This window comes from Streptomyces sp. NPDC030995 (assembly GCF_055571215.1).
Map to the genome: position 1 here is coordinate 378,093 of NZ_JBVIFS010000001.1, position 25,363 is coordinate 403,455.

22 protein-coding genes and 1 pseudogene are annotated in these 25,363 nt (G+C 71.6%); 9 read left to right on the plus strand and 14 right to left on the minus strand.

What is annotated here, in order from left to right:
- Positions 1 to 182: 182 nt before the first annotated feature.
- Both ACZ45T_RS01835 and ACZ45T_RS01840 read right to left on the minus strand, forming a co-directional pair.
- Positions 183 to 416 (minus strand): type II toxin-antitoxin system antitoxin, encoded by a 234-nt coding sequence (locus ACZ45T_RS01835; protein ID WP_468436392.1) that lies wholly within the window; start codon positions 414 to 416, stop codon positions 183 to 185.
- Positions 413 to 1,321, minus strand: a complete 909-nt coding sequence (locus ACZ45T_RS01840) for an SPFH domain-containing protein (protein WP_468436394.1) — start codon at positions 1,319 to 1,321, stop codon at positions 413 to 415. Before ACZ45T_RS01840 ends, ACZ45T_RS01835 begins: the two co-directional genes overlap by 4 nt.
- A gap of 232 nt (positions 1,322 to 1,553) precedes the next feature.
- Here ACZ45T_RS01840 and ACZ45T_RS01845 point away from each other — a divergent pair, with 232 nt between their 5' ends.
- Positions 1,554 to 3,821, plus strand: a complete 2,268-nt coding sequence (locus ACZ45T_RS01845; protein WP_468436396.1) for a transglycosylase domain-containing protein — start codon at positions 1,554 to 1,556, stop codon at positions 3,819 to 3,821.
- Positions 3,822 to 3,894: 73 nt separating this feature from the next.
- Here the strand turns inward: ACZ45T_RS01845 and ACZ45T_RS01850 are convergent, their stop codons facing one another.
- From ACZ45T_RS01850 to ACZ45T_RS01860, 3 genes are all read right to left on the minus strand, one after another.
- Positions 3,895 to 6,348, minus strand: coding sequence for a SpoIIE family protein phosphatase (locus ACZ45T_RS01850; protein WP_468436398.1), 2,454 nt, complete (start codon positions 6,346 to 6,348; stop codon positions 3,895 to 3,897).
- Between the two features lie 281 nt (positions 6,349 to 6,629).
- Positions 6,630 to 7,349: a cytidylyl-2-hydroxypropylphosphonate hydrolase gene (gene fomD, locus ACZ45T_RS01855; protein WP_468436400.1), complete on the minus strand. Its 720-nt coding sequence runs from the start codon at positions 7,347 to 7,349 to the stop codon at positions 6,630 to 6,632.
- 102 nt (positions 7,350 to 7,451) lie between these two features.
- A complete protein-coding gene (locus ACZ45T_RS01860) occupies positions 7,452 to 8,855 on the minus strand; it encodes a class II fumarate hydratase (protein ID WP_468436402.1) in 1,404 nt (467 codons plus the stop codon).
- Positions 8,856 to 8,987: 132 nt separating this feature from the next.
- Here ACZ45T_RS01860 and ACZ45T_RS01865 point away from each other — a divergent pair, with 132 nt between their 5' ends.
- Complete coding sequence (locus ACZ45T_RS01865) at positions 8,988 to 10,502, plus strand: ricin-type beta-trefoil lectin domain protein (protein WP_468436404.1); 1,515 nt, start codon at positions 8,988 to 8,990, stop codon at positions 10,500 to 10,502.
- A 157-nt stretch (positions 10,503 to 10,659) separates the two neighbouring features.
- On the opposite strand, the gene ACZ45T_RS01870 is transcribed toward ACZ45T_RS01865, so the two are convergent.
- Positions 10,660 to 11,433, minus strand: a complete 774-nt coding sequence (locus ACZ45T_RS01870; protein WP_468436406.1) for a glycerophosphodiester phosphodiesterase — start codon at positions 11,431 to 11,433, stop codon at positions 10,660 to 10,662.
- 100 nt (positions 11,434 to 11,533) lie between these two features.
- Here ACZ45T_RS01870 and ACZ45T_RS01875 point away from each other — a divergent pair, with 100 nt between their 5' ends.
- On the plus strand, positions 11,534 to 11,659 hold the full coding sequence (locus ACZ45T_RS01875; RefSeq protein WP_468436408.1) for a hypothetical protein: 126 nt from the start codon (positions 11,534 to 11,536) through the stop codon (positions 11,657 to 11,659).
- Positions 11,660 to 11,662: 3 nt separating this feature from the next.
- Here the strand turns inward: ACZ45T_RS01875 and ACZ45T_RS01880 are convergent, their stop codons facing one another.
- Together ACZ45T_RS01880 and ACZ45T_RS01885 are read right to left on the minus strand one after the other, a co-directional pair.
- A complete protein-coding gene (locus tag ACZ45T_RS01880) occupies positions 11,663 to 12,283 on the minus strand; it encodes a hypothetical protein (RefSeq protein WP_468436410.1) in 621 nt (206 codons plus the stop codon).
- 131 nt (positions 12,284 to 12,414) lie between these two features.
- The gene (locus ACZ45T_RS01885) at positions 12,415 to 14,079 is read right to left on the minus strand and encodes a fumarate hydratase (RefSeq protein WP_468436412.1); all 1,665 of its coding nucleotides are present in this window, start codon (positions 14,077 to 14,079) and stop codon (positions 12,415 to 12,417) included.
- 171 nt (positions 14,080 to 14,250) lie between these two features.
- On the opposite strand from ACZ45T_RS01885, the gene ACZ45T_RS01890 reads away from it, so the two are divergent.
- Both ACZ45T_RS01890 and ACZ45T_RS01895 read left to right on the plus strand, forming a co-directional pair.
- Complete coding sequence (locus ACZ45T_RS01890) at positions 14,251 to 14,925, plus strand: DUF1707 SHOCT-like domain-containing protein (protein WP_468436414.1); 675 nt, start codon at positions 14,251 to 14,253, stop codon at positions 14,923 to 14,925.
- 126 nt (positions 14,926 to 15,051) lie between these two features.
- Entirely contained in the window at positions 15,052 to 15,450 is a 399-nt protein-coding gene (locus tag ACZ45T_RS01895; protein WP_468436416.1) for a WhiB family transcriptional regulator, read from the plus strand.
- Between the two features lie 269 nt (positions 15,451 to 15,719).
- On the opposite strand, the gene glpX is transcribed toward ACZ45T_RS01895, so the two are convergent.
- A complete protein-coding gene (gene glpX / locus ACZ45T_RS01900) occupies positions 15,720 to 16,751 on the minus strand; it encodes a class II fructose-bisphosphatase (RefSeq protein WP_360898745.1) in 1,032 nt (343 codons plus the stop codon).
- A 237-nt stretch (positions 16,752 to 16,988) separates the two neighbouring features.
- On the opposite strand from glpX, the gene ACZ45T_RS01905 reads away from it, so the two are divergent.
- Positions 16,989 to 17,513, plus strand: coding sequence for a DUF4245 domain-containing protein (locus tag ACZ45T_RS01905; protein WP_468437003.1), 525 nt, complete (start codon positions 16,989 to 16,991; stop codon positions 17,511 to 17,513).
- Between the two features lie 97 nt (positions 17,514 to 17,610).
- Here the strand turns inward: ACZ45T_RS01905 and ACZ45T_RS01910 are convergent, their stop codons facing one another.
- The 4 genes and pseudogenes from ACZ45T_RS01910 to ACZ45T_RS01925 all read right to left on the minus strand — a co-directional run bounded on the left by ACZ45T_RS01910 (position 17,611) and on the right by ACZ45T_RS01925 (position 21,628).
- Positions 17,611 to 18,201 (minus strand): malonic semialdehyde reductase, encoded by a 591-nt coding sequence (locus tag ACZ45T_RS01910; RefSeq protein ID WP_468436418.1) that lies wholly within the window; start codon positions 18,199 to 18,201, stop codon positions 17,611 to 17,613.
- Between the two features lie 102 nt (positions 18,202 to 18,303).
- The gene (locus tag ACZ45T_RS01915; RefSeq protein ID WP_319723379.1) at positions 18,304 to 18,522 is read right to left on the minus strand and encodes an exodeoxyribonuclease VII small subunit; all 219 of its coding nucleotides are present in this window, start codon (positions 18,520 to 18,522) and stop codon (positions 18,304 to 18,306) included.
- 54 nt (positions 18,523 to 18,576) lie between these two features.
- The gene (gene xseA / locus ACZ45T_RS01920; RefSeq protein WP_468436421.1) at positions 18,577 to 19,842 is read right to left on the minus strand and encodes an exodeoxyribonuclease VII large subunit; all 1,266 of its coding nucleotides are present in this window, start codon (positions 19,840 to 19,842) and stop codon (positions 18,577 to 18,579) included.
- A gap of 408 nt (positions 19,843 to 20,250) precedes the next feature.
- Positions 20,251 to 21,628 (minus strand): annotated as a pseudogene (locus ACZ45T_RS01925) (APC family permease).
- 86 nt (positions 21,629 to 21,714) lie between these two features.
- On the opposite strand from ACZ45T_RS01925, the gene ACZ45T_RS01930 reads away from it, so the two are divergent.
- A complete protein-coding gene (locus ACZ45T_RS01930) occupies positions 21,715 to 22,707 on the plus strand; it encodes a 4-hydroxy-3-methylbut-2-enyl diphosphate reductase (RefSeq protein ID WP_468436423.1) in 993 nt (330 codons plus the stop codon).
- Between the two features lie 21 nt (positions 22,708 to 22,728).
- Positions 22,729 to 23,553, plus strand: a complete 825-nt coding sequence (ppgK, locus tag ACZ45T_RS01935; RefSeq protein WP_468436425.1) for a polyphosphate--glucose phosphotransferase — start codon at positions 22,729 to 22,731, stop codon at positions 23,551 to 23,553.
- 20 nt (positions 23,554 to 23,573) lie between these two features.
- On the opposite strand, the gene ACZ45T_RS01940 is transcribed toward ppgK, so the two are convergent.
- Positions 23,574 to 23,963: a DUF6542 domain-containing protein gene (locus ACZ45T_RS01940; protein ID WP_468436427.1), complete on the minus strand. Its 390-nt coding sequence runs from the start codon at positions 23,961 to 23,963 to the stop codon at positions 23,574 to 23,576.
- Positions 23,964 to 24,221: 258 nt separating this feature from the next.
- Here ACZ45T_RS01940 and ychF point away from each other — a divergent pair, with 258 nt between their 5' ends.
- Entirely contained in the window at positions 24,222 to 25,310 is a 1,089-nt protein-coding gene (ychF, locus tag ACZ45T_RS01945; RefSeq protein WP_468436429.1) for a redox-regulated ATPase YchF, read from the plus strand.
- Positions 25,311 to 25,363 lie beyond the last annotated feature (53 nt).

A 25,363-nucleotide genomic window follows, 5' to 3' on the forward strand; every position in this document is an offset into this window, starting at 1 on the left:
CTCCCCACCCTGCACCGCCGCGTCCATCTGCGCCCGGAAACCGCACTGGAAGCCCCCCCCCCCCCCCCCGCCACCCCCCCCCCCCCCCCCCCCCCCCCCCCCCCCCCCCTCTTCCTCCCCCCCCCCCCCCCCCCCCCCCCCCCCCCCCCCCCGGCGAGGCTGAAGTTCAGCCCCGGCAACGGTCAGTCCGTGGGCTTCGGGGGGCGCCCCCGGCGCGGGATGGGGCCCGGGCCCGAGGGGAGGCGGCCGGCCTCGGCGAGGGCGCGGCGGAGCAGGAACTCGATCTGCGCGTTCGCGCTGCGCAGCTCCTCGCCCGCCCAGCGGGCCAGCGCCTCGTACACCTGCGGGTCGAGCCGCAGCAGCACCTGCTTGCGCGCCTGCCGGCCCGCCGGCTTCTCCTCGCCGCCCGGGGTCACTGGTACAGGGTGCCCGTGTTGACCACCGGCTGGGCGGCGCGGTCGCCGCACAGGACCACCATCAGGTTCGAGACCATGGCGGCCTTGCGCTCCGGGTCCAGGTCCACGATCTCCTCCTCCGCCAGGCGGGTCAGGGCCAGCTCGACCATGCCCACCGCGCCCTCGACGATCTGCTTGCGGGCCGCCACGACCGCCCCCGCCTGCTGGCGCTGGAGCATCGCGGAGGCGATCTCCGGAGCGTACGCGAGATGCGTGAAGCGGGACTCGATGATGTGCACCCCGGCCGCCTCCACCCGGGCGTGCAGCTCGACCGCCAGCTTCTCGGTGATCTCCTCGGCGTTCCCGCGCAGCGACAGGCCGCCCTCCTCGTGCGCGTCGTACGGGTACTCGATCGCGATGTGGCGGACCGCCGCCTCGGTCTGGGTCTCGACGAACTCCGTGAAGTCCTCGACCTCGAAGGTGGCCCGCGCGGTGTCCTCTACCCGCCACACCACGACCGCCGCCAGCTCGATCGGGTTGCCGTAGGCGTCGTTGACCTTCAGGACGGCCGTCTCGTGGTTGCGCACCCGGGTGGAGATCTTCTCGCGCGAGGTCAGCGGGTTGACCCAGCGCAGTCCGTCCGCGCGGATCGTCCCCCGGTAGCGGCCGAACAGCTGGACGACCCGGGCCTCGCCCGGGGCGACCGTGTTCAGCCCGCTCATCGCGATCACTGAGGTGAGGATCAGGAGCACGCCGGTCACGATCAGCGCCACCTTCACGGCGACGGCCGTCGACAGCGCGCCGCCCACGATGAGGCCCGCTCCGCCCAACAGGCCCGCCAGTCCGAGCAGTAGCGCCAGTCCGCCGCCCACGCTGTGTGCGGTGAACTCCCGTACGCCGTCCGGTGTCGCGATTTCATTCGTCACGGTATGCCCCGTTTCCTAGGTCGCGGTCGGTCCAACCGCCTAGCAAAGTGATATCACTTTTTTGCGCTACGGCAACCCTTCGGCTTAGGTGGGCGTCGGTTCCAGTGATGTGGGTGCTGATTCTCACGTCCGAATTGACCGGTATTGGTCACGGTTGACCAACCTTTGTCACAGCCTGCGGTGTTAGCTTTCTGAGCTGACGTCGGGGGGGTAATCGAGCGGAGCGGGAGCGATGGGCCGAGCAGAAGTGCGTAAGGCGCAGCAGCAGCGCGGTGCGCGGCGTGCGCCGAGCGGACGCGCGAAGGGCACCAAGGGCAGTGCAAGTGCCGGTAAACGCACGGGCATACGCCGCTTCTTCACATGGAAGAAGATCCTGGGCACGTTCCTCGGGCTGGTCCTGCTCGGCATGGCCGCGCTGATCGGCCTCTACTTCTACGTGGACGAGCCCGACCCCAACAACCAGGCCCTCCAGCAGAGCAACGTCTACAAGTACGCAGACGGCACGATCATGGCCAGCAAGGGCAAGGTCAACCGCGAGATCCTGCCGATCGACAAGATCCCGCTGGACGTCCAGGAGGCGTTCATCGCGATCGAGAACAAGTCGTTCCGCGACGACCGCGGCATCGACTTCAAGGGCCTGGCCCGCGGCCTGTGGAACACGGCCACCGGCCGCGGCAAGGCCGGCGGTTCCACGATCACCCAGCAGTACGTCAAGAACTACTACCTGACCCAGGACCAGACGGCGAGCCGCAAGCTCAAGGAGCTGGTGATCTCCCTCAAGGTCGACCAGCGCATGAAGAAGCCCGAGATCCTCGCGGGCTACCTCAACACCAGCTACTTCGGGCGCGGCGCGTACGGGATCCAGGCCGCGGCCCAGGCCTACTACGGGGTCGACGCCGAGAAGCTGACGCTGGAGCAGGGTGCGTACCTCGCGACCCTCGTCCAGGCGCCCAGCCAGTACGACTGGTCGACCGCCAGCGAGGAGACCAAGAAGCGGATCACGATCCGCTACAACGCGACCCTCGTGAACATGGTCGACATGAAGAAGCTGGACGAGGCCAAGCGCCAGCAGCTGAAGTTCCCGGAGCCCCAGCCGCCCCAGCCGCCGATGGGCATGGACGGCCAGAAGGGCTACCTGGTCCAGGCCGCCGAGGCCGAGCTCGTCAGCCAGGGCGTCGAGAAGAAGCTGATCGACGCGGGCGGCTGGACGTTCACGCTCAACATCGACCCGAAGAAGCAGGAAGCCCTGGAGAAGGCCGTCCAGGACGAGCTGGAGTCCAAGCTCGAACGCGAGAACACCAAGGGCCGCCCCCAGGACCAGAGCGTGCAGGCCGGCGCCACCTCCGTGGACCCGAAGACCGGCCACATCGTCGCCATGTACGGCGGTACGAGCCTGAAGGATCACTGGTCGAGCAACGCCCTGCGCAAGGACTACCAGCCGGGCTCGACCTTCAAGCCGATCGTGCTCGCCTCCGCCATGGAAACCGGGGCGACCACCCAGGACGGCAAGCCGATCACCCCGAACGCGCTCTACGACGGCACCAGCAAGCGGGCGGTCGTCGGCAGCAAGATCCCGTTCGCCCCGCAGAACCAGGAAGACCGCAACTTCGGCGACCCGATGATGACGGTCCAGGACGCCACCAACTTCTCGGTGAACTCCGTCTACGCGCAGATGATCGTGGACGTGAAGCCGCCCGTCGTGAAGAAGACGGCCCTGGCCCTCGGCATGAAGGACCGTGAGGGCTGGCCCGAGGACAAGCCGGCCATGGCGCTCGGCACCATGAGCGCCAACACCGTGGAGATGGCGGGCGTCTACGCCACCCTCGACAACCACGGCAAGAAGGTCACGCCGACCATCATCAAGAAGGCCGAGCACAAGGACCGCGAGGTCGAGCCGGCGCAGCCCATCGGCGCGCAGGCCATCAGCCGCCGCACCGCCGACACCGTCACCAAGGTGCTCACGGGCGTCGTCAACGACGACGGCGGCTCCGGCAACAAGGTCCGCAGCAGCGCCTACGAGGCCGCGGGCAAGACCGGTACCACCGAGAACAACTTCTCCGGCTGGTTCACCGGCTACACCCCGGAGCTGGTCACGGTCGTCGCGATCTTCGGTGAGGAGCCCGGCACCGCCAAGCAGGTCACCCTGACCGGTGCGGCCGGCCTCGGCCGCCTGGGCGGTTCCAGCTTCCCCGCCTCGATCTGGAAGGCGTACACCCTCGCCGTCCTCAAGGGCGAGGACACGGGCAAGTTCCAGCTGCCCGAGGCGGACATGGGCGCCGTCCAGGCGCCGTCGCGCAGCGCCTCCCCGTCGCCCTCGGCGAGCCAGTCCTCCAGCGCGCCGGCGTCCAGCAGCACCCCGCCGCAGTCCCCGACGGCGACGCCGACCCCGACGCCGACCCGGACCGGATCGTCGCCGACCGCGACGCCGACCCCGACGCCGACGGCGACCAAGACCGGCGGTCCCAAGCCGCCGGACCCGCCGTTCGTGCCCGGGCAGTAGGCACCGCGCCACACCGAAAGACCGCCGCCCCGCAGCCGTGAAGGCTGCGGGGCGGCGGTCTTTCGTCTTCGGGTCAGCGACGCTCCTGCGTCCCGGGCAGCGCGAGCTCGAACCAGACGACCTTTCCGCTGCTGAGCCGGGTGGCACCCCAGCGGCGGGCCATCCGGTTGACCAGGAACAGGCCGCGGCCGCCCTCGTCGGTGTCCCGCGCCCGGCGCTGGCGGGGCAGCTGCGGGGAGTCGTCGCCGACCTCGCAGCGCAGTACGTCCGTACGCAGCAGGCGCAGGGTCACCGGCCGCTCCGCGTACCGGACGGCATTGGTGACCACCTCGCTCACCAGCAGCTCCAGGGAGTCCTGGAGCTCCTCCAGGCCCCACCGGGTCAGGGCGCGGCGGGCGAACCGGCGGGCCCGGCCCGGGGCGGTCTCCTCCGGGTCCAGGAACCAGTACGCGACGTCGCTGGGCGCGATCCCGTCGAAGCGGGCCGCGAGCAGCGCGATGTCGTCGTCCCGGTCACCCGGGCCGAGCATGTCCAGGACGTCGTCGCAGAGCGCCTCCAGCGGCGGCGGGTGGTCCAGGCCCGTCAGCTGGGCGGTGGTGGCCAGGCGCTCGCGGAGCTGCTCGATGCCGGTCCACACGTCACGCAGGCGCGATTCCACGAGGCCGTCGGTGTAGAGCAGCAGGGTGGCCCCGGCGGGCGCGTCCAGCTCCACGGCCTCGAAGTCCACGCCGCCGACGCCGATGGGGGCGCCGGGAGGTACGCGGAGCACCTCCGCGCGGCCGCCCAGGTGCAGCAGCACCGGCGGCGGGTGGCCAGCGTTGGCGATGGTGATCCGGTGCGCGACGGGGTCGTAGACGGCGTACAGGCAGGTGGCCATGCGGTCGGAGCCGAGGCGCTGCGCCTGCTCGTCCAGGTGGTGCAGGACCTCGGCGGGCGGCAGGTCCAGCTGTGCGAGGGTCTGAGCGGTGGTGCGCAACTGCCCCATGATCGCGGCGGAGGTCATGGAGTGGCCCATGACGTCGCCGACGACCAGGGCGACCCGGCTGCCGGGCAGCGGTATCGCGTCGTACCAGTCGCCGCCCACCCGCGCCGTTTCGGCGGCGGGCAGGTAGCGGGAGGCGAGGCGCACCCCGGTGGGCTGCGGGAGGCTGTCGGGCAGCATGGTGCGCTGGAGCTCGTCGGCGATGTACGCCTCGCGGCCGTACAGGACCGCCTTGTCGATGCCGAGCGCGGTGTGGGTGGCGAGCTGGGCGGCGACCAGGAGGTCGTTCTGCTCGAAGGCGGGACGCTCGGGGGTACGCAGGAAGACGGCGGCGCCGATCACCCGGCGGCGGCCGCGCAAGGGCGCGAGGACGGCCCGGTTGCCCCGCGGCACCGGGTGCTCCGAGCCCAGCAGTTCGGCCAGCGCCTCCTTCGCGCCGGCGGCGGACCCGAAGACGGGCCGTACGCCGCGCAGCACCTCGGCGAGCGCGCCGCCGGGCATGATCTCGCACAGCTCGGCCGCGGGCAGGTCACCCTGCGGGCCGACCAGCGGCAACTGGCTGAAGTCGAGCTCGCCGGTGGCCCCCGCGGCCCCGGCGAGGTCCGTCCCCGCGCCGATGGTGCTGTTGCTGCTGTCGGTGAGGTCGTCGATCGGCCGGAGCCGGTCGGTGCGCCGGAGCCTTAAAACGACCGGGCCGACGGGGCGTTCGTCGCCGACGGGGAGCGGGTCGCGCAGGTAGACGAGGATGGCGTCCGAGAAGGTCGGCACGGTGGCCCGGCACAGGCCGAGCACGATCTCGTCGAGGTCGATGCCGCGGGCGATCCGCCGGGTGGCGGCGCCGACGAAACGCAGGCGGTCCCCCTCGCGGCGGGCCGGCTCGCTCCCGGCCGGGTACGCGGCCCCCTGCCGGTCGCCTCCCGCGGTGTGCGCGGCTTGCTGCCCGTCGCCTCCGGCGGGGTACGCGGCTTCCTGCCCGGGGGTGCCGTCCTGCGCGGCGCGCACGGGCTCGCCCGCGGCGGGGCGGGGGGCTCCTTGCCTGGGGACGTCCTGCGCGGCGCCCGCCGATTCGGCGTCCGCGCCGGGCGGGGTCCCGATGCCACGCCGGCCGCGGGCCGGGCCGTCGGCATCGCGGGCCGCGTCCGGGCCGGCCGCTGCGGTGCGGGTCGGTTCGCCGTCCCTGCCCTGCGGGCCGTCCGCCGGCCGTGCGGCGCCCCGGCCTCCGCCCGGACCCGCCGCGTTGAGGGCGGCCTCGCCGTCCCGCGGCCGGGCGCTGCCCGGGCCCGCGGCCGCCTTGCGGGGCCGGGGGAGCCCGGCACCACCGCCGGGGCCGCCCGGGCCCGCCGCGGATCGGGCCGCGCGGGCGTCGGAGGCCTCCGCCGCCGCGCCGGAGCCCGGCTCCTCGGCATGGCCGGCGCCGGAGCCAAGCGCATGCGTGCGTACGGCCTCGGCCGCGGCGATGGGCGCCTTGCCGTGGCCGGCCTCGTCCGTCCCTCCGCCGGAGGCGACGGGCTGCGGGCCCTCCTGGGAGGTGGGGTACTCCGTCACGCGTGGAATTCCGTCCGTTTGCGCTCGATGTGCGCTGCACTCAACTCGGTCAGTCGCGGTATACCCGCTCAGCGGCCCGGGCACCATCGCCCCGAGGATCCTCCCCCAAACTTCCTGCGGCGGACCCCCGCCCCTCGTTGCCTCTCGTCCTGCGTCGAGCTCCGGTCAAGTCCCGCGTCCCGCAGGACACTTGCGGAGGCTCGGCCCGGCCGCACCGTCCCGCGCGCGCGACCTCGCGGGGGACGATCCTACGTTTGAACCCTGGGGGCGCATCAAGGGTCTCATGACGTCATATGCGCCGGGGTGCGGTCCCAGTCCTCGGGCAGGACCGGAACCGTCCAGGCCGGATCCGGCCGCCAGTCCTGCCAGCCGTCGGAGAACGGCGCCCCCCAGGCCTTGATCACCTCGACGGCCGCCCGCCCGGCGGCCTGCACCTCCCGCGCCTGCTCCCGGTCCATCAGGCCCGAGCGCTGCGCCTGCGCGAACTCGTCCTCGTCCAGCCACTTCCAACTGCGGTCCGGGTAGACGGCGATGTCGAGGAAGTGGTCCACGGAGTCGACCCCGCCGGCCCATCGGGACCGCGGGTCCTCCAGGTTCACGTACCAGTTCTTGAACCGCCAGCCGTTGCCCCAGAACAGCCACACCGACCACGGGTCCCCGGGCCGGGCCAGCTTCAGCACGCCCCCGCCGAACCAGCGCGACCGCACGGTGGTGCGCGGCGCGGTGTAGCGGGTGGCGAGCGGCTCCGCGTGGACGGGAGTGCCGTCGGTGAGCGCGGGCCTGACGCACTCGGTGCCGGGGGCCATCCACACGGCCAGCAGCTCGTCGGTGTCCTGCACCACGGTCACCGGGCGGCAGATGTGCACCGGGCCCTTCAGCCCCGGGGCGTGGTCGCGGTAGCGCCAGAGGATCTGCTCCCCGGGCGCCCAGCGCCTGCCCTGCGCGGGGCTCGCCGCCGCGCTTCGCGCCGCGCCGCTCCCAGGCTTGAAAGTACCTGTCATGCGGAGATCTTAGGGCGGGGGCCCGCGGGCCCGCTGCGGTGCAGGTCACCGAGGGGTTCGGGGATGAGAATCGGCCGAATACGGCCCCCGCCCGAGGGTGGTTCAGGGGCGTGTCATGCGCAGCACGTCCAGGGCCTCGTCGAGCTCCTCCACGGTGAGGGCGCCGCGTTCGACGTAGCCGGACTCCAGCACGACCTCCCTGATCGTCTTCCGTTCGGCGAGGGACTTCTTGACGACCTTGGCGGCCTCCTCGTAGCCGATGTAGCGGTTGAGCGGGGTCACCACGGACGGCGAGGACTCGGCGTACTCCCTGGCCCGGGCCTCGTTGGCGGTGATCCCGTCGACCGTGCGGTCGGCGAGCAGGCGGCTCGCGCTGCCGAGCAGCCGGATCGATTCCAGGAGGTTCCTGGCCATCACCGGGAGCATCACATTGAGTTCGAAGTTGCCGGCCGCGCCCGCGACGGCGACGGTGGCGTCGTTCCCCATCACCTGTGCGGCGACCATCAGGACGGCCTCCGGGATCACCGGATTGACCTTCCCCGGCATGATCGAAGAGCCCGGCTGGAGATCCGGGAGATTGATTTCGGCCAATCCGGTGCGCGGCCCGGACGCCATCCAGCGCAGGTCGTTGGAGATCTTGGTGAGCGAGACGGCGACCGTACGGAGCATCCCCGAGGTCTCCACGAGCGCGTCCCGCGCCCCCTGGGCCTCGAAGTGATCGCGGGCCTCGGTCAGCGGAAGGCCGGTGGCGGCGGCCACTTCGGCGATCACGTCGGCGGAGAACCCGGGCGGGGTGTTGATCCCGGTGCCCACCGCGGTGCCGCCCAGCGGCAGTTCGGCGAGGCGGGGCAGGGCCGCGTGCAGCCGCTCGATTCCGTAGCGGATCTGGGCCGCGTACCCGCCGAACTCCTGGCCCAGGGTGACCGGGGTGGCGTCCATCAGGTGCGTCCGCCCGGCCTTCACCACCTTGGCGAATTCGGCGGCCTTGCGCTCCAGGGCGATCTCGAGGTGGCGCAGGGCCGGGACGAGCTCGTGGGTGACCGCGGCGGTGGCCGCGATGTGGATGGAGGACGGGAAGACGTCGTTGGAGCTCTGCGAGGCGTTGACGTGGTCGTTCGGGTGGACCTCGCGGCCGAGGCGCTCGGTGGCCAGGGTGGCGATCACCTCGTTGGCGTTCATGTTGGACGAGGTCCCGGAGCCGGTCTGGAAGACGTCCACGGGGAAGTGGTCGTCCCAGCGGCCGTCCGCGACCTCGTCGGCGGCGGACCGGATCGCGTCCGCGACGTCCTGGTCCACCACGCCCAGCCGGGCGTTGACGAGGGCGGCGGCGGCCTTGATCCGGGCGAGGGCCTCGATGTGGGCGCGCTCCAACCGCTGCCCCGAGACGGGGAAGTTCTCCACGGCGCGCTGGGTCTGGGCGCGCCACTTGGCGTGCGCGGGCACCCGTACGTCGCCCATGGAGTCGTGCTCGATCCGGAACGCATCGGTCTGCTGATCTTCAGTCATTTCTCTGGCCTCCTCAAAAACTTGAGCAATCGTCTGGTTCGAAGTGTTCCCAACTCCCTTACCGGTCAGTAAATACCGTGGGTAACACTGACTTCTGGGGAGGCGTTCATGACACGTGCGCGTACGAGACCCATGCTCAGATCTACCTTCGCCGCGGCCGCGGCGATCGCGGCCGCCCTCGGGGGCGTCACCGCCATCACCCCGTCGGCCCAGGCAGCGGCCACCGCCGGGGCCCCGGCGGCGGCCGTCACCCCCCTCACGCCCGAGCTGGAGGCGATCCGCGCCGCGGAGGCCACCAAGATCTACGGCGACCCGGCCGTCCGCCCGCTGAGCGAGCGCAAAACCGGCCTGATCTCGCTGGGCGACAGTGAGATTTCGGGCGAGGGAGTGGGCAGCTACGACCCCGCGACCAACACCCCGTCCAACCAGTGCCACCGCTCGCCCGACTCGGCGATCCACCGTACCGGGATCCCGGCCGACCTGACCTTCAACGTGGCCTGCTCCGGCGGCTCCACCGGCAACATCAGGATCGGCGGCAGCAAGCAGTACGCCGACGAGCTGGTGCAGAGCGACAACCTCGCCATCAAGGCCCGCAACACGAAGATCAAGATGGTGCTGCTGGGCGTCGGCGCCAACGACGACCTTCAGTTCGGCCCCGTCATGACGGACTGCGTGACCCGCTGGATCCTCAGCCAGGGCACCTGCGAGCCCAAGTACGGGCCCGGTTGGCAGGCCCGCGTCGACGGCCTGAGGCCCAAGGTCGAGGCCACGGTCGGGGACCTCAAGACGGTCATGCGCGACGCCGGATACGCCGACTCCGACTACAAGCTCGTCCTCATGGGCTACCCCAGCCCCATCGGCCCCGACTTCTACGACAACCCGAACTTCCCCGGCAAGCTCCCCGGAGGCTGCGCCGGCTACGACTCCGACGCCACCTGGGGCCGCAACTACGCGGTGCCCACCTTCGAGAAGGGCATGCGGGAAGCCGCGCGCAACTCCGGCGCGGTGTACCTCGACAACTCCCGGCTCTTCCACGGCCACGAGGTCTGCATGGAGGACGCCTGGGCCCGCGGCCTCTACTTGGACCTCGGCGACCACTTCCCGTGGGACGAGAACACCACCCGCCAGTCCTTCCACCCCAACCACCGCGGCCACGGCGCCTTCGCGTCCTGCCTGACCCAGATCTACGACTCGGGCCTGCGCGAGGCCGCCTGCGCCGACCCCGCGAGCACCGGCACGCCCGTGCTGCAGGCCGGGGCCTGGGACGACCGGTTCAAGACCCTGAAGAACGAGGCGACCGGCAACTGCCTCGACGCGAAGGGCGGCTCCAGCGCCAATGGGACGGCGATCCTCGGCTGGGACTGCCATGGCGGCCGCAACCAGGGCTGGTGGTACGACGCCACCCGCAAGTCCGTCCACATCGAGCTGACCCAGGACCGCTGCCTCGACGCCCCCGGCGCCAACTACGGCTCCGGCACCGGCCTGATCATCTGGAACTGCCACGGCGGCGCCAACCAGCAGTTCCTCCGCGACGGCGCCACCATCCGCCCCGCCGCCTCCCAGGGCACGTGCCTGACGGTGGCCGCGGCCCACGAGCCGCTGCGCCTGCAGCCCTGCAACGGCTCCGCGAACCAGCACTTCGTGTAAACCAGCACTTCGTGTAAACCGGCACTTCGTGTAAACCGGCACTTCGTGTAAACCGGCACAGCGCGTAAACCCGCACGCCCGACCCGCCCCCACACCCGGCCGGCGCACCCCGGCCGGGCGCTCACCCGGCTCACCCGCCTCGCCCGCCTCGCCCGCCTCACATGTCGAGCAGCAGCTTGCGGACATCCCGCGGCCGGTTGGTGATGATCGTGTCCACGCCGAGCCGTACGCACAGCTCCACGTCCTCGGGCTCGTCCACGGTCCACACCCGCACGGACAGCCCCTTGGCCTTCAGCCGGGCCACCAGCCCCGGGTCCCGGCGTACGAGATCGATGCCCGGGCCCGCGTGGGTCGCGAACGGCGGCCGGACCGGCCTGACCTTGCGCTCGATGAGGAAGACGGTGGGCAGACCGGGCGCGAGCCGGTGGGTGCGGGTCAGCGCGGTCCGCGAGAAGCTCATCACCTCGACCAGGCCGCTGGAGCCGTCGGCGAGCCCGTACTCCCGGAGCATCCGCACCAGCTCGGCCTCCAGCAGGCCGCCGGCCCGCGTCGGGTGCTTGGTCTCCACGGCGAGCCCCACCGCCCGCGGCGCGGCCAGCGCCTCCCGCAGCAGGTCCTCGAAGAGCAGCACCCCCACTCCGACGTGCTCCTCGCCCTTCCACCGGCCGAAGTCGAGCGCGGCGAGCTCCTCGTACGTCATCTCGGAGACCACCCCCCGCCCGTCGGAGGTCCGCTCCACCCGCCGGTCGTGCACGCACACCAGCTTCCGGTCGGCGGTGAGCCGCACATCGCATTCGAGCGCGTCGGCCCCGTCGGCGATGGCCTGCCGGTACGCGGCCATGGTGTGCTCGGGGTGCTCGTGGGAGGCCCCGCGGTGGGCGACCACCCGCGTGTCGCGGGCGGTGCGGGGGGAGGAGGTTCTCGCTGCCATGGGGAAATCCTTGCAAACCGGCGTGAACGGTCAGGTGCGGGGTCGTGTCCCCGACGTTAACCGGATGCGGGCCCCCTCCCGGGCAGGGCAGGGTGACGCCATGCCGGAGCCGACGATCCCGGAGGTCCTGGCCGCCGTGCGCGACGGGTACCGGGCCACCCCCGTTGAGGCCCGGTTCCTGTCGGAACTGCTGCGCGCGGCCGGGTTTTCCGCCCGGACCGAATAGGTCCTACTGCTGGGCCGCCGGACGCGGGGCCAGGGGTGCCGGGGTGACCTTGAAGCCGCCCTTGGTGACCTCGGTGAAGGGGGCCGGGGCCATGCAGGTGCCCACCGTGGGCTCGGCCACCGAGCCGTCGGGCTTCACGTCGACGTTGACGATGGCCCACGAGAAGCCGACGCGGTCGGGGCCGCCGCGCTCGCCGTCCTGGACGCTGATGCCGATCCGCTTGCCCTCCCAGCCGACGTTCGAGCTCGTGACCACGGCGGTGATGGTGGCCGTCTTGCCGCCCGTGACCATGCAGTCCACCTCCGCCTCGGCCACGCCGGTGAAGTTCTCCGCCGGCATGTGGTGGTAGACGGTCACCCGGCCGCGGGCGTCGGTCGGCAGGCCCTGCTCCAGGCCCTTGGACGGGTGGGGCCTGCTCCACGGGACGGCCTCGGCGTCCACCGTGAAACGGATGTCGTCCTCCTTGGGGGCGTAGGGGAAGACCACCGTGCCGCCCCCGTGCACGGCGGCGGGCTTCGCCTTGGCCGCGGCCGGGGCCGCCGGGGCGGGGGCCGCCGCGACCAGGGTGGCCACCAGGGCGGCGGATCCGGCGAGGGCCAGGGCGCGGGTGCGGTTCTGCATCATGAACTCCCGTTGTGCAGAGGCTGTTTGGGTACGGGTCAAGCCTCGCCCGGAGCCCGCAGGCTTGCCATCTGCCGATGGGTGGACATGCGTGAGGGCCCCTCCCCCGATCGGGGGAGGGGCCCTCAGCCGCGCTAGAGACCCGGACCGCGCACCGGGATGTGCGTGAACGTCGGCTCCGGGGCCGGGTTCTGGAAGAAGTCGTTGCCCTTGTCGTCCACGACGATGAAGGCCGGGAAGTCCTCGACCTCGATCTTCCAGACCGCCTCCATGCCGAGCTCCTCGTACTCCAGGACCTCGACCTTCTTGATGCAGTCCTGGGCCAGGCGCGCCGCTGGCCCGCCGATCGAGCCCAGGTAGAAGCCGCCGTGCGTGCCGCACGCGTCCGTCACCTGCTGGGAGCGGTTGCCCTTGGCCAGCATGACCTTGGAGCCGCCCGCCGCCTGGAACTGCTCGACGTAGGAGTCCATGCGGCCCGCCGTGGTCGGGCCGAAGGAGCCGGAGGCGTAGCCCTCGGGGGTCTTCGCGGGGCCGGCGTAGTAGACCGGGTGGTCCTTCAGGTACTGCGGCATCTCCGCGCCCGAGTCCAGCAGCTCCTTGATCTTGGCGTGCGCGATGTCGCGCGCCACGACCAGCGGGCCGGTCAGCGAGAGGCGGGTCTTGACCGGGTGCTTGGTCAGGGTCGCCAGGATCTCGTCCATCGGCTGGTTCAGGTCGATGGAGACCACGTCAGCCGACTCGTCCAGGTGCGAGTCCGTGGTGTCCGGCAGGAAGCGCGCCGGGTCCGTCTCCAGCTGCTCCAGGAAGACGCCCTCGGCGGTGATCTTCGCGGTGGCCTGGCGGTCGGCCGAGCAGGACACGGCGATCGCGACGGGCAGCGAGGCGCCGTGGCGCGGGAGGCGCACGACGCGCACGTCGTGGCAGAAGTACTTGCCGCCGAACTGCGCGCCGATGCCGATCTTCTGGGTGAGCTCGAAGACCTTCTCCTCCAGGCCGAGGTCGCGGAAGCCGTGGCCGGTGGCGGAGCCCTCGGTCGGCAGCTCGTCCAGGTAGTGCGCCGAGGCGTACTTCGCGGTCTTCAGCGCGTGCTCGGCGGAGGTGCCGCCGACCACGATCGCCAGGTGGTAGGGCGGGCAGGCCGCCGTACCGAGCGAACGGATCTTCTCCTCCAGGAACTTCATCATGGAGGCCTCGTTGAGGACCGCCTTGGTCTCCTGGTAGAGGAAGGACTTGTTGGCCGAGCCGCCGCCCTTGGCCATGAAGAGGAACTTGTACGCGCCGCCGTCGGTCGCGTACAGCTCGATCTGCGCGGGCAGGTTCGAGCCGGTGTTCTTCTCCTCCCACATGGTGAGGGGGGCCATCTGCGAGTAGCGCAGGTTCAGCCGGGTGTAGGCGTCGTAGATGCCGCGCGAGAGGGCCGCCTCGTCGCCGCCCTCCGTGAGGACGTTCTGGCCGCGCTTGCCCATCACGATGGCCGTGCCCGTGTCCTGGCACATCGGCAGGACGCCGGCCGCCGCGATGTTCGCGTTCTTCAGCAGGTCCAGGGCCACGAACTTGTCGTTCGAGGAGGCCTCGGGGTCGTCGATGATGCGGCGCAGCTGCGCGAGGTGCGCGGGGCGCAGGAAGTGCTGGATGTCGTGGATGGCCTCTTCGGCGAGCTTGCGCAGCGCCTCGGGCTCGACCTTGAGGAACGTACGGCCGTCCGCCTCGAAGGTGGACACGCCCTCGGCGGTCACCAGCCGGTAGGGGGTGGTGTCCTCGCCCAGGGGCAGCAGGTCGGTGTACGCAAACTCTGGCATGACGGCAGTCATTCCTCACTCGGCAGACAGCACTGGCGACCATTTGGCAGCGCGGTTAACCAGCGTAGGACCTCTTCCGGGCGCTTCGTCTGTGAGGTAAGGCTCATTGGGAGGGCGCGGGACTCCACTGAGGAGTATCGCGATCTATCGTGTCTGGCTATGCTGGGTGGCGTGGACCTGGAAAAGCACCCCGCCGCCCCCGCCGCACCGGCCGATCTGCGTGCCTCCGACGCCGACCGGGACCGGATCGCGCAGATCCTCTCCGACGCCCTCGCCGAAGGCCGCCTGACGGCCGAGGAGCACTCCGACCGCCTGGACTCGCTGTACGCCTTCAAGACGGTCGGCGAACTGGAAGTCCTCGTACGGGACCTGCCCGCGCCCGGCGGTGTCCACGCCCCGCCCGCGCACCCGGCGTACGCCGCGCCGGCCACCGGCCCCACCGGCTCCGCCGGCTACACCGAGACCATCGTCGCCGTGTGCAGCAGCTCCGCCCGCAAGGGCCGCTGGCGGCCGGGCGCGCACACCCGCGCGGTCTCGGTCATGGGCGACATCACCATCGACCTCACCGAGGCGGTCTTCGAGCAGCAGGTCACCGAGATCAACGTGACCAGCGTCCTCGGCAACGTCGAGGTCCTGGTCCCGGAGAACGTCACCCTGCGCGGCTACGGCAGTGGGGTCCTCGGCAACTTCGAGGTGCGCGGCGAGGGCCGCGGGGAGACCGACCCGCAGGCGCCGGTGGTGATCGTCCGGGGCTTCGCCCTGCTGGGCAACATCGAGGCGCGGCCCAAGCCCGGCGCCCGCCTGGTCGACCTGGCCCGCAGGCTGCGCAAGCGCGACGACGGCTGACGCGCGCAGGGGCTCGTTTCGGCCGAACCCCGGTCGACCCATGGCACACGGTGCATAGGGGCGCGTACAGCGGGTAGGGACAGGTGCGTCGTCTCTCGCTCACGTATCCGTCGTCAGGAGTAGACCGTGCCGCATCCGCCGCATCAGTCCCTGCAGGTCGCCACCGTCCAGAGCATTCAGGGGCGCCCGGCGGCCGTGCCGAAGCCGCGGGTGCCGGCGCGGGCGGAGGACGGCCCATGGCACGCGGAGGCGGTGTGCCGCCGCGACGAGGCGGGACTCTTCTTCGCGCCGTCCAAGGAGCCGACCGCGGCCCGGCTCTCCCGCGAGGAGGCTGCCAAGCGCGTCTGCGCGCGTTGCCCGGTGATGGTCGCCTGCCGGGAGCACGCGCTGCTCCAGCCCGAGCCGTACGGGGTCTGGGGCGGGCTCACCGCGGCCGAGCGCCGGGTGGTGCTGACGAGGATGCGGCGCAGGGCGGCCGAGCTGCGCCAGGCTCCGGGGACCGGCCCCATCGCCGCCGCGGGCTGAGATTCAGCCCCGCGAGCTGAGATTCAGCCCCGCGGGCTGAGATTCAGCGCCGCCGGCGGCAGATTTCAGCCCCGCCGGCGTTTGAGGCGCGGGGTCCGGGGCGGAGCCCCGAGAAACGGCGCCGCAGGCCGCCCGGTGCACCCGGCAGTCGCTGCCGCGGGCCGCAGGCCGGGGCCGCGAAGCCCCGTAGACCTGCTGCGGTACGCGTACACGCGGAAGGGGCGGTCCGCCGCACACGGACCGCCCCTCTCGTGCTGCCGAGCCGCCGACTAGAGCGCGCGGTCGAAGTCGATCGCGCTGTACGCGCGCAGCTTCGACAGGCGGTGCGTCGAGTCGATCTGCCGGATCGTGCCCGACTTCGAGCGCATGACCAGCGAGGACGTCGTCGCGGTCTCCGAGCGGTAGTGGACGCCGCGCAGCAGCTCGCCGTCCGTGATGCCGGTGGCGACGAAGAAGACGTTCTCGCCGGACACGAGGTCGTTCGTGTGCAGGACGCGGTCCAGGTCGTGGCCCGCGTCGATGGCCTTCTGGCGCTCGGCCTCGTCCTTCGGCCACAGCTTGCCCTGGATCGTGCCGCCGAGGCACTTTATGGCGCAGGCCGAGATGATGCCCTCGGGGGTGCCGCCGATGCCGAGCAGCAGGTCCACGCCGGTGCCCTCGCGGACGGCCATGACCGAGCCCGCGACGTCGCCGTCGGAGATGAACTTGATCCGGGCGCCGGTCTCGCGGATCTCCTTGACGATGCCCTCGTGGCGGGGGCGGTCCAGGATGACCACGGTGACGTCCTCGACGGCCATGTTCTTGGCCTTGGCGACCCGGCGGATGTTCACCGAGACGGGTGCGTTGATGTCGACGAAGTCGGCGGCCTCGGGGCCCGTGACCAGCTTCTCCATGTAGAACACCGCGGACGGGTCGAACATGGTGCCGCGGTCGGCGGCGGCCAGGACGGCGATGGCGTTCGGCATGCCCTTGGCGTTCAGGGTGGTGCCGTCGATCGGGTCCACGGCGATGTCGACCTCGGCGCCGGTGCCGTCGCCGACCCGCTCACCGTTGAAGAGCATGGGGGCTTCGTCCTTCTCCCCCTCGCCGATGACGACGACGCCGTTCATCGAGACGGTGGAGATCAGGGTCCGCATCGCGTTGACCGCGGCGCCGTCCGCGCCGAGCTTGTCGCCGCGGCCGACCCACCGGCCGGCGGCCATGGCGGCGGCCTCGGTGACCCGTACGAGTTCCAGGGCGAGGTTGCGGTCGGGGGCCTCCGGAGAGACTACGAGCTGGGGCGGCAGGTTGTGCTCGGTCATCGGAGCGCACCTTTCTGTACGGCGACGGCCGGGAAGTGAGGGTGCTGGAACTCTATCGGTACGTCGACATATTGAGCAGAGCGGGTCACGTATGAGCGGAATATCGGTCATCTGATTGGCCTGAGCGGACATCTTGCGGCCCGCTGCGCTCCGCCGGCGTCCGACGCGCCGTCCGTCGGAGGGTGACCCCGGCGGTGATCGCCCCCGGCGATGCGGGACGATGGTGCCGTGGCAGGTATGAAAGGCAAGCAGACGATCTGGGACATGGTCCGGTCGCTGGGTGTGGTGGGCCTCGTGGTCGCGGGGATGGGGGTCTACCTCTTCATCCCGCATGACGACAAGGCCGATCCGACGCGCCCGGTCGAGTACCGGGTGGAGACGCTCACGGCCAGGCGCGCGGCCCCGTACCCGGTGGCGGCCCCCGTGGGGCTCCCGGAGCAGTGGCGGGCGACCTCGGTGACGTACGAGCGCAAGAACGCCAACGCCTGGCACCTGGGCTTCCTCGACCCGGACCAGCAGTACGTGGCGATCGAGCAGTCCACGGACACCTCGCCCGCCCACCTCACCCGCGTCACCCAGAAGGCGACGGCCACCGGCCAGACGCAGCAGGTCGGCGACACGGCCTGGGAGCGCTGGGACGGCGAGAAGTACGACGCCCTCGTGCGGCGCGAGCAGGGCTACGTCACGGTGGTGACCGGGACGGCCTCCTTCGAGCAGCTCGGCGCGATGGCCGCGGCGCTGGAGTTCAAGCAGGGTGCGTAGGCGGTAGTGCGTACGCGTGTACGCGTGTACGCGAAAAGGGCCGTGCCCCCGGGATCCCGGGGGTACGGCCCTTTTCGCGCGGCTGCGGCGTCTGCGCTCAGACGGTGGTGACGACCTCGTCGAACGCCAGGCGCGGGGAGCGCGGGAACGAGGCGTCCTCGCCCGGCTTGCCGATGTTGATCACCATCAGCGGGGTGTGGTCGTCGTCCAGGAACTCCTTCTGGAGGCCGTAGAAGTCCAGACCGGTCATCGGGCCCGCGGCCAGGCCGGCGGCGCGGATGCCGACGATGAAGTACGCGGCCTGCAGCGTGGCGTTGACCAGCGCGGAGTGCTCGCGCACCGGACGCTCGGCGAAGAACATGTCCTTGGCCTGCGGGAAGTGCGGCAGCAGCTGCGGGAGCTCCTCGTGGAACTCGTTGTCCGCGGAGAGGATCGCGACCAGCGGGGCGGTGGCGGTCTTGGCCTGGTTGCCCTCGGCCATGTGCTTCACGAGGCGCTCGCGGGCCTCGGGGGAGCGGACCAGGGTGATGCGCAGGGGGGTCTGGTTGAACGCGGTGGGGCCGTACTTCACCAGGTCGTAGATCGCCTGCACCTGCTCCTCGGTGACCGGCTCGTCTGAGAACGAGTTGGCGGTACGGGCCTCGCGGAACAGCAGGTCCTGCGCGGCGGAGTCAAGAACGAGAGACATCGGAAAGCCTTCTTCCATACGGAGGTGAAGCGTGGAGCGATGCCTCGACTCTACGGCGAAAGTAGGTGAACTTTCAACTAAATCCCTCGGCGGTGACCGGAGTCACTCCTCCTCGGCGGGCTCGCGCGCCGCCAGCGCCGAGTCCAGCCGGGCCCGGGCCCCCTCCAGCCAGTGCCGGCAGACCTTCGCCAGCTCCTCGCCGCGCTCCCAGAGCGCGAGGGAGTCCTCCAGCGAGGTCCCCCCGGCCTCCAGCTTGCGGACGACCTCGATGAGCTCGTCGCGGGCCTGCTCGTACCCCAGCGCCGTTTCGGCCTCTGCCATTCCCTCTTCCATCCTGTGCGTGTCGTGCGACCGCATGATTGCGGCCGTGTGTCGTTACTCCGAAGCAGCGGCCGCGGCGGCCGATTCTTCGGGAGCCGCCCCGTCGCCGTCGTCGGTGGAGACCCGTACGGAGAACGTGCCCTCCGCCACCCGCGCCCGCAGCACCTCGTCCGGCGAGACCTCCTGCGGCGAGCGCACCACGTGCCCGTCGGCCCGCTGGAGGACGGCATAGCCCCGCTCCAGGGTCGCGGCCGGGGACAGCGCCACCACCCGGGCGAGGGTGTGGGAGAGCTCCGAGTCCGCCCGGTCCAGCAGGTGCCCCAGCGTGCGCCGGCTGCGCGCCAGCAGCGCGTCCACCTCGTCCTCCCGGATGTCCACCATCCGCTGCGGGTGCACGAAGACCGGCCGGGCGAGGGCGTGCGCGAGCCCCCGCTCCTCCCGGTCGAGCAGCCCGCTCACCGCGCGCAGTCCCCGGGCCTGCAGCTGGCGCACCCGCTCCAGCTCCTCGCCGACGTCCGGGACCACCTTCTTCGCGGCGTCCGTGGGCGTGGAGGCCCGTACGTCCGCGACCAGGTCCAGCAGCGGGGAGTCCGGCTCGTGGCCGATCGCCGAGACCACCGGGGTGCGGGCCGCCGCGACCGTCCGTACGACCTCCTCGTCGGAGAAGGGCAGCAGGTCCTCCACGCTGCCGCCGCCGCGCGCCACGATGATCACGTCCACCTCGGGCAGGGCGTCGAGCTCCTTGACCGCCTGGATCACCTGGGGCACCGCGTGCACCCCCTGGACGGCGACGTTGCGCACCTCGAAGCGGACCGCCGGCCAGCGGCGCCGGGCGTTCTCCAGGACGTCGCGCTCGGCCGCCGAGGCCCGCCCGACCACCAGCCCGATCAGCTGCGGCAGGAAGGGCAGCGGCTTCTTGCGGTCCAGCGCGAAGAGCCCCTCCGAGGCGAGGGACCGCTTGAGCCGCTCCAGCCGGGCGAGCAGCTCGCCGATGCCGACCGGCCGTATCTCCGTGGCCCGCAGGGACAACTGCCCGCGCGGGGCGTACCACTCCGGCTTGGCCAGTACGACGACCCGCGCGCCCTCCGAGACGGCGTCCGCGACCTCGTCGTAGACCTGGCGGAAGCAGGTCACGCTGACCGAGATGTCGTGCGACGGGTCGCGCAGCGTCAGGAAGACCACCCCCGCCCCCGGCCGCCGCGAGAGCTGGGTGATCTGCCCCTCCACCCACACCTGACCGAGCCGCTCGATCCAGCCCCCGATGAGCCGGGACACCTGGCCTACCGGCAGCGGCGCCTCGGCCGACGTATTCAGACCCATGCACGCAGGCTATCCGGCTGCGCTGACAGCGTCTCAGGCGCGTGCAGGGTGTCGCGGCCCGGCTCGTGGGGCTCCGCCCCACACCCCGCGCCTCCATCGCGGCGGGGCTGGGATGGTGGCAGTGCGGCGCGCTCCCGCCCACGGGGCGGAGCCTTGTCCGACGCGGGGAGCGGGGGCACTCCGGGGCGTCCCCGCAGGACGAGCGCGCAACCACCCTTGGCGGCCGGGACATGCCCGCAGGCGCGAGGACGAGGAGATGCCCCGGAGGGACTCCGCGGACCGGCCCGATGGCCAAGACCCCGCCCGGGGGCACCACCCCAGCCCCGCCGGCGTTTGAGGCGCGGGGTCCGGGGTGGAGCCCCGGCAGCGGAGCCGCGCCACCCGCTCAGGGCGCCCCGCGCCACCCGCTCAGGCCGCACCACCCCGCCCCCGCTGAGCGAACAGCACGCCCAGGCCCACCGCCAGCCACACCGCGCCCACCAGCTGCGCCGTCCAGGAGGCCTCGACGATCACGGCGACGGTCACCGCCGCGCCGAGCACCGGGACCAGCAGGTGCTTCCACCAGTTCGGCGCGCCCTCCCGCCGCTGGACCACGAACCAGCCCACCACCGAGGCGTGCAGCAGCGTGAACGCCACCAGCGCCCCGACGTCGACGACCGAGACCAGGTGGTCCAGCCCGTCGTCGCGCCGGGCCGCCCACACCGCCGCGATCAGCGTGATGACCGCGGCCACCAGCAGCGCGGGCCGCGGGGTGCCGTCCGAGGTGTGCGCCAGCACGCGCGGCAGCCGCCGCTCCCGGGCCATCGCGAACACCAGCCGTCCGGCCGCCGCCTGCCCGGCCAGGGCCGCGAAGGCCGCCCCGATCGCCTTGCTGACCGCCACCAGGTCGTGCAGCCAGGAGCCGACGGAGGACTCCACGGCGTTGTAGAAGGCCGGGCCCTGCCGCACCGGATCGGCCGCCAGCTCCGCCGAGGAGACCGGGCTGAGCAGCGCCACCAGGTAGGTCTGGGCGATGAACAGCACCCCGGCCAGCGCCAGGCAGAACAGCACCGCCCGCGCCACGCGCGCCGAGCCCCCCGTCACCTCCTCGGCGAAGGAGGCGATGGCGTCGAAGCCGAGGTACGAGAGGACCGCCACCGACACCGCGCCGAGGACGGCGGCCACGGAGAAGCCGAGCGAGCCGTCGCCGGTCAGCGGGGAGAGCCAGCCGCGCCGCGCCCCGTCCTGGACCAGGACGGTCACCGCGGCGACCAGGAAGACGAGCAGGACCAGGATCTCCATGACCAGCACGGCGAAGCCCACGCGTGCGGCCGCCCGTACGCCCCACAGGTTGAGCAGGGTGGTGACCACGACGGCCAGGGCCGTCCACACCCACCGGGAGACCTCCGGCACCAGCGCGTTCATCGCGATCCCGGAGAAGAGGTACGCGACCGCCGGGATCAGCAGGTAGTCGAGCATCGCCATCCACCCGGCGATCAGGCCCGGCCCCTCGCCGAGGCCCTTGCGGGCGTACGTGAAGACCGAGCCGGCCTGCGGGGCGACCCGCACCATGGGCGTAGGAGAAGGCCGTGAAGGCCATCGCGACGGTCGCGGCGAGGTAGACGAGGGCGACGGCTCCGTGCGACTTGGCGTCCAGGGTGCCGAAGACCCCGACCGGGGCCATGGGGGCGATGAAGAGGAGCCCGTAGACGACCAGGTCCCGGAAGCCGAGGCTCCGCCGCAGCCGCCCGTCGGGGGCCCGCTGGGGTACCGGTGCCGCCGTACTGGATTCCGTACCGGACGCCATCGACCCTCCGAGTGATGCGGTGGACGCGCTTGCGATCAAGTGTGTGGCGGACGGGGGACGAACGGCCTGCTGGGCGCCCCCGTACGATGGAGGGCATGACTGCTGCCGCTTCCCGCCGTGTCCTGCTCGCCGCCCCTCGCGGCTACTGCGCGGGCGTCGACCGAGCCGTGATCGCTGTCGAGAAGGCCCTCGAGCAGTACGGCGCGCCGGTCTACGTCCGTCACGAGATCGTGCACAACAAGTACGTCGTCCAGACGCTGGAGAAGAAGGGCGCCATCTTCGTCGAGCGGACGGAAGAAGTGCCCGAGGGCTCCATCGTGATGTTCTCCGCGCACGGCGTGGCCCCGGTGGTGCACGAGGAGGCCGCGCGCGGCAAGCTCGCGACGATCGACGCGACCTGCCCGCTGGTCACCAAGGTCCACAAGGAAGCCATCCGGTACGCCAACGAGGACTTCGACATCCTCCTCATCGGCCACGAGGGCCATGAGGAGGTCATCGGCACTTCCGGCGAGGCCCCGGACCACATCACGATCGTCGACGGCCCGGACGACGTGGCCAAGGTCGAGGTGCGCGACGAGTCGAAGGTCGTCTGGCTCTCCCAGACCACTCTGTCGGTCGACGAGACGATGGAAACCGTCGACGCGCTGAAGACGAAGTTCCCGCTGCTGGTCTCGCCCCCGAGCGACGACATCTGCTACGCCACCTCGAACCGGCAGGCCGCCGTCAAGGTGATGGGCGCCGACTCCGACCTCGTCATCGTGGTCGGCTCGAAGAACTCCTCGAACTCCATCCGGCTGGTCGAGGTCGCGCTCGACGCGGGCGCGCGCGCCGCGCACCTGGTCGACTTCGCGAGCGAGATCGACGAGGCCTGGCTGGAGGGCGTGACCACGGTCGGCCTCACCTCGGGCGCCTCGGTGCCGGAGGTCCTGGTCGAGGAGGTCCTGGAGTGGCTCGCGGCGCGCGGCTACGAGGACGTCGAGATCGTCAAGACCGCCGAGGAGTCGATCGTCTTCTCCCTGCCGAAGGAGCTGCGCCGCGACCTGCGCGCGGAAGCGGCCGAACTGGTCGCCGACAAGTAACTCCTTTCGTACGGTATGTCCATGCAGATCATGGGTGTGGACATCGGCGGTTCAGGGATCAAGGGCGCTCCCGTCGACCTGAACCGTGGCGACCTGGCGCGCGAGCGCCACAAGGTACTGACACCGCAGCCGGCCACCCCCGAGGGGGTGGCCGGCTGCGTCGCCGAGGTGGTCGGCGCGTTCTCGTGGTCGGGCCCGGTCGGGGTCACCTTCCCGGGCGTGGTCACGGGCGGCGTCACCCGCACGGCGGCGAACATGGACAAGACGTGGATCGGCGTCGACACGGCGGCGCTGCTCTCGCGCGAGCTGGGCGGCCTGCCGGTCACGGTCCTCAACGACGCGGACGCGGCGGGGATCGCGGAGATGACGTACGGGGCCGGGCGCGGGCGCGAGGGCACGGTCATCCTGCTCACGCTGGGCACGGGCATCGGATCCGCCCTGTTCACGGACGGGCGGCTGGTCCCGAACAGTGAGCTCGGGCACCTGGAGCTGAAGGGCCACGACGCGGAGACGCGCGCGTCGGTGAAGGCCAAGGAGGACGGGGAACTCACGTGGGAGCGGTGGGCGCACCGGCTCCAGAAGTACCTCGCGCACGTGGAGATGCTGTTCTCGCCGGACCTGTTCATCATCGGCGGCGGCGTCAGCCGCAAGCCGGAGAAGTTCCTGCCGCTGATCGAGGGCATCCGGGCGGAGATCGTGCCGGCGAAGCTCCAGAACAACGCGGGCATCGTCGGAGCGGCGATGGCGGCGAAGGAGGCCGGCGCGGCGAAGGAGGCCGGCGCGGCCAAGACGACCAAGACGACCAAGACGGCCAAGGCAGCCAAGGCGACGTCGGCGAAGAGCTAGGCGAAGCGCTGGGCGAAGAGCTAGGCGACGCGCCTGGGGAGCCTGCGCCGGCCGATCAGTACGGCCTTCCTCACCACGACGATCAGGGCGGCGACCAGCGTCCCCGCGTACAGCCAGCCGGCGTGCAGGGACAGCGCGGACACCAGGCCCATCAGCTGCCCGCCGAGGCCGCCGGAGCCGCCCGAGATGGGCCACACTCCGGCGGCGAAGGCGAGGGGGGCGCTGATCGGCGCGGTGATCAGGTCGGCGGGCCGCACCCAGACGCCGGTGGCGGCCGCGACGGGCACGAAGAGCAGCCCGTAGACGAAGAGCGAGGAGTCGAAGAGCAGCCAGCAGATCCCGCCGACCAGCACCATCGCGGCGCACGAGAACAGCCCGCCGCCCAGCCCGGTCAGCCGGGGCCGGGGCATCCGCCGCGCGGCGGTCGCGGCGGCGACGGCCGGGCGCGTGCGCTGCGCCGGGGGCTGCGGGGGCCGCCGGGGTCTCGGGGGTCGCTGGGGGTGAGGGGCCGGTCGCGTCCTGTATTGCTCCACCCCACCAAACTAGGCGGGGAGGCCGCCGGATCGGGCCCCGGACACGCGTACATCGACCGCCACTCATCGGAAAGTAAACTGTCCGGTGGCCCACCTCCGGGCCGCCGCCCCCTCCAGCTACGGGAAGTCGCCAACGTGTCGCTCACGATCGGAATCGTCGGCCTGCCGAATGTCGGCAAGTCGACCCTGTTCAACGCCCTGACCAAGAACGACGTGCTGGCGGCCAACTACCCGTTCGCCACCATCGAGCCGAACGTCGGCGTCGTCGGCGTCCCGGACAAGCGCCTCGCGGTCCTCGCGGGCATCTTCGGCTCGCAGCGGCTGCTCCCGGCGACGGTCGACTTCGTCGACATCGCGGGCATCGTGCGCGGCGCCTCGGAGGGCGAGGGCCTGGGCAACAAGTTCCTCGCGAACATCCGTGAGTCGGACGCCATCTGCCAGGTCATCCGCGCCTTCAAGGACGAGAACGTCGTCCACGTCGACGGCAAGGTCTCGCCGAAGGACGACATCGAGACGATCAACACCGAGCTGATCCTCGCCGACCTCCAGTCCATCGAGAAGGCGGTGCCGCGCCTGACGAAGGAGTCCCGCCTCCAGAAGGAGAAGGTCGCGGTCCTGGCCGCCGTCGAGAAGGCCCAGAAGATCCTGGAGGAGGGACACACCCTCTTCTCCCGCGGGATCACCAAGGGCACGGAGCAGGGCGACCTCCTCCACGAGCTCCACCTCCTCACCACGAAGCCGTTCCTCTACGTCTTCAACGTGGACGAGGACGAGCTGACGGACGACGCCTTCAAGGCGGAGCAGTCCGCGCTGGTCGCCCCGGCGGAGGCGATCTTCCTGAACGCCAAGCTGGAGGCGGACCTCGTCGAGCTCGACGACGAGGAGGCCCTCGAACTCCTCCAGTCGGTCGGCCAGGACGAGCCGGGCATGGCCACCCTCGGCCGCGTCGGCTTCGCCACGCTGGGCCTGCAGACCTACCTGACGGCCGGCCCGAAGGAAACCCGCGCCTGGACCATCAAGCAGGGCGCCACCGCCCCCGAGGCCGCCGGCGTGATCCACACCGACTTCCAGCGCGGCTTCATCAAGGCCGAGGTCATCTCCTTCGAGGACCTGGTCGCCTGCGGCTCGGTCGCCGAAGCCCGCGCGAAGGGCAAGGCCCGCATGGAGGGCAAGGACTACGTCATGCAGGACGGCGACGTGGTCGAGTTCCGCTTCAACGTTTGATGGGTCTCATAACACGGCACTGCTGATCTGGCAAACATGCAGGTCAGATGGGG